1 protein-coding gene and 1 pseudogene are annotated in these 4617 nt (G+C 43.7%); both read left to right on the top strand.

Annotation, left to right across the window (positions count from 1 at the left end; all coding sequences use genetic code 11):
• Positions 1-33: 33 nt before the first annotated feature.
• Positions 34-78 (top strand): annotated as a pseudogene (locus OA57_RS12990) (hypothetical protein); the annotation flags it as partial.
• Between the two features lie 99 nt (positions 79-177).
• Positions 178-4617, top strand: a 4440-nt coding sequence (locus OA57_RS11630) for a hemagglutinin repeat-containing protein (RefSeq protein ID WP_235424673.1), incomplete at its 3' end; no start/stop codon positions are given.

Here is a 4617-nt window from a genome sequence, read left to right as displayed (position 1 = left end):
CAGAACGGTTTTATCGGCAGTCGACAGACACAATTGCTGACACTAAGCGGCCAACTGGATAACCGACAAGGTAAAATCGTTGCCAATGGCATGGCGACACTGAAAGCGATTGGTAAGATCAACAATGCCGGTGGGATGATCAATACGCACGGTTTAGCGCTTTCGACGGCAAATACCTTGACCAATCGACAAGGCCTCATTGCTTCTCGCGATCGGCTGAATTTAACTGCTGAAGATAAGATCGAGAATCAGCAGGGGCACATTATTGCTGAAACCGCACTTTCAGTGAATAGCGATATGCTGAACAATACCGAGCAAGGTGAAATTACCACCGCCGGTCAAATGAGCATCACTGTGTCTAACATTGATAACCAAGGCGGCAGTTTACGAGCCGAGCAGGATTTGATCCTGAGGGCGGCTGATATTCAGAATCAGAGAGTGGCTGATAACGGTTCATTTATTCAAGCCGGTCAAACCCTGACGATTGATACCCGCCAACTGAATAACAGCGACACCAAAGCCGCAGCGAGTCAAACCGCCCCGATGCAGGGAATGGCGGCAAGTCATATTCGACTCACAGCCCAAGCATTGGATAACCAACGCGGGGGAGTTTATGCCGATAATAGCGTAACGTTAACCTTGGCACAGAAACTTGATAATCAGGAGGGTGAACTGATTGCGCTGAAAACGCTATCGCTCGCCGGTGATACGTTGCAGATCATCAATCGTCAAGGCGTGATCGAAAGTGGCGAACAGTTGTCTATTCAGGCAAAACGTCTCAGTGGCGACGGAAAAATCGAAAGTCACGGCACACTTTCCATCGGGTTACAAGACGATTTTGTGTCAACGACCGACATGAAAGCGAAAACGAATTTTGTATTCAGTACCGCAGGTCATTTAATTAATCAGGCTCAATTGTTTTCTGAAGGTACATTACAATTGAATGCCAATGACTTGGTTAATACGGAAACCGGCATAATTCACGGAGCAGATACAAAGATATCATTAAATAACCGATTAAATAATAAGGGATTAATAAATAGTGATAATGAGAATGGTGGAGCGAAAACAGTTATTAAAGGGAATATAATAGAAAATATAGGCTCCGGTCGAATTTATGGTGATTATGTTGCCTTGCAGGCAGAAAAAATATTGAATATGGATGACCTGATTCAAGGCGAAATAAAATCCGGGACGATTGCTTCGCGTGAAAAACTGATTTTGGCAGCCAAAGACATTATAAATGAGACTCGTCATTATACAGAAGATAAAAAAAATGGAGCAACGCTTTATAGTGACGGCGAAATGATTTTTGGTAGGACATTAAATCAAGCGGACGAAGCAGAAGGCGTTGCAGAGCATTTATGGAATCGTAGTGGTATTATTGAAGCTGTAAAAAAGATAAATTTAAATGTAAGAGAAACCATTAATTCAAATGAACACTTTTCAACACAGATTTTAGAATATCCTGAAGAAGGGGATCGTAATTCTATCGAATACATTATTTTAAATCCGGTTAATCAGGATCTTAACACGGGGCATAGGGTAAAAATAGATCGATTTGTTCAAGTCGGATTGGGAAATGGGGTTTATGATCATGGTTGGAATAAGAATTTAAATCGAAAACTAGCGGATGATGAATTAGATGCCGGCTATATTCCCGAGGCTAACACGACTAACTGTTTGAAAGCGGATAACTCACTTTGTTATTATAAACCGACTACATTATATGTTGAAAATGATGCAATATGGGAACGGTTTGATGTTTCCGCACCGAAAGAATCGGCGCCTGATTTATCGCATTTGCCTATAGTAAGAGAAGAGCCTAAAAAGCCTTGGATATGGTTTAGCAGCAACGGCTCACGGCGTTTTGAAGAATATTTAAAAGATTTACAGGCTTATAAATTAGAAGTTGAGGCTTATAATGAAGCTTTAAATCCATATAAAGAATGGGTTGAAAAGAAAGCGGATTCTTTTGCTCAGCTTAATACTAAAATTCAGCAGCATAACAGCCAATATAACACTAATTTGAGTGAGCGGTGGTCAATCAAAGTTAACGAGAAAAAAGTGTTTAAAACGACGGTAAAAACGTCTTTGCCGGGGCAAATATTAGCCGGAGGTGATATTTTACTCGGCAGTAATAGTTTAATTAATGATAAAAGTACGATTATTTCAGGCGGGGAAATTGTTTCATCATCGGCTGCCGAACTAATTCAAAATAAAACGGCGTGGGGTGAAACCAGAGCAGAATACCATGGTATAAAACATTGGTATGATGCTTGGAGTGATGGAGGCCCATTTGGTAGTAAATGGCGCTGGCACGGTGATCAAGAAGGTCCGGTATTGCGAATTGAAAAATTGCCATTGGATTTAAAAATGTATTCTGTTATTGAACATGCTGTCCCGCAAAGAGTTGCCGCAGTGGAAACGGTCAATTTGCCGAACAGTGATGATTCGCTGCCATCAATTAAGTTGGCTTCCGGTGTGTCACTTGACTTATCATCAGAAACACAAACCAATCTTCAGCCGACAACTTTATCAGCGCCGTCACGAGTAGCAGGCATTCGAGAATTGGGAGAGCTGCAACCGATAGAAGTCAGAAGTATGCAGGTTGATACCCGTTTACCTGCCCAGAGTTTATACAAAATTAATCCTGATGCGGAAAGTCATTATCTCATTGAAACTGATCCGGATTTTACTCAATACAGAAAATGGTTGAGTAGTGATTACATGTTTGATCAGTTACGTTATGAACCAAATAGTATGCATAAACGCTTAGGGGACGGTTATTATGAGCAACGTTTGGTGCTTGAGCAAATTAATCGCTTAACGGGACGACAATTTACCGGAGAATATACTGATTTTGATAGCCAATATCGGGCGTTAATGGAGGCGGGCGTTTCTACGGCGCGGCGGTTTAATCTTCGCCCGGGAATTAGACTCACGAATGCCCAAGTTGCCCAATTGACAACGGACATAGTATGGCTTGAATCAGAATCGATAATATTGTCTGATGGAAGCAAAGCAGATGTTTTAGTGCCTAAAGTTTATGTTGTCACAAAACCGGATGATCTCAAGGGTTCGGGTTCATTGCTCTCAGCTGATAAATTGAATTTAAATACACGGCATCTTATCAATGACGGCGTACTTGCGGGGCGACAATTAATCAAACTTAGTGGTGGATCGCTGAATAATGCAGGTCAGATCAGCGGCGATATTTTCATTGCGGATATTACAGGCAATATGGAAAATCTCGGTGGCGCCATTGAAGCGAATCAAGCGTTATTATTGAACGTAGGCGGCGATATCACATTGGCTAATACGACAAGCGCAAGTGAAGTTGATTTGACCGGCTATCAACGTACTGAAACCCAATTGTCTCGAAAAGGACTGTTGTATGTGAAAGGTGAGCATGGAATGTTGCAGATGTCGGCAACAAATATTGCTGCAAACGGGGTGGATATTATTAATCAGGGGCGTGGACTTACTCGGATTTCAGCGAAAAACGACCTAAGTTTGGGTGTGACGAATATTGATATTAGTGAAAAAATGGGTGTAGGCGATCATTACCGTAATACATCGGAAGAGCATGTTATTGTCAGTCGTATCCAAGGCGGCGGGGATGTCAAATTGGACGCAAAAAATATTTATTCTGAGGGAGCGGAAATAGAAGCCGGACAAAAATTAATTGCGTTGGCTGAAAATAATATCGTGTTAAATGCCGTGGCAAACAGCAGCAATTATGAAGAATTTCACCATAATAAGCATAGTTCGGCACTTTCCAAATCGAGTGAAACCATGTTTGACAGCCTTAATCAAATTCAGCAGAAAGGTTCGCATTTAAGCGGTGAAAGTATCCTATTGAAAGCCGGTAATGATATTCAACTGACCGGAGGCTCAATTGTCGCAGAGCGGGATGCGGATATGATGGCGCAGAATAATATTGATATTTTGGCGGCAACAAATCAGTATCAGGAAGTGCACCGGCGTGAAACCAAAAAATCCGGTCTGATGAGTAGTGGCGGCATCGGCGTGACCTTTGGTTCCAAATCCGAATCGCACCACTATGACGAGAAGGGCATAACCCAAAGCGATGCACGCGCCACGATTGGCAGCTTGGGCGGCAATGTGACAATAGCCGCCGGCAACCATGCTAATGTATTGGCTACGGATTTAATTGCACAAGCGGACAAAAGCATCAACATTCAGGGCAAAACCTTAAAAGTCGAGGCGGGTAAAGACATTATCGACAGCGCGGAACGGCATGAATTTAAACAATCCGGTTTAACGGTTGCGCTGTCCACACCGGTGACGGATGCGGCCTTTGCGATGCAAAAAAACCTGAAACGCAGTGCGGCGGTGAAAGACAGCCGCTTATCGGCACTGTATAAAGTGAAAGCGGCAACGGAAGCGGCGATGGCGGCACAGTCGGCGGCGGCGACAGCCGATACGCTGGGCAGCATGGCAAACGGCGCAATGCAGGAAGGTGCGGTCTCCCATCCTCAGGTGAAAGTTTCGGTGAGTGTCGGGGCGAGCCAATCGACCCAAACCGGCAACAGCACCCAAGTGACCCACAGCGGCAGTGAGTTTAACGCCGGTAACATCAACCTGACCGCC

It is taken from the genome of Chelonobacter oris (assembly GCF_000772535.1).
GTDB classification, from domain to species: Bacteria; Pseudomonadota; Gammaproteobacteria; order Enterobacterales; family Pasteurellaceae; genus Chelonobacter; species Chelonobacter oris.
The sequence above is the reverse complement of the archived record's forward strand: the minus strand, read 5'-3'. Positions and strand labels throughout refer to the sequence as shown.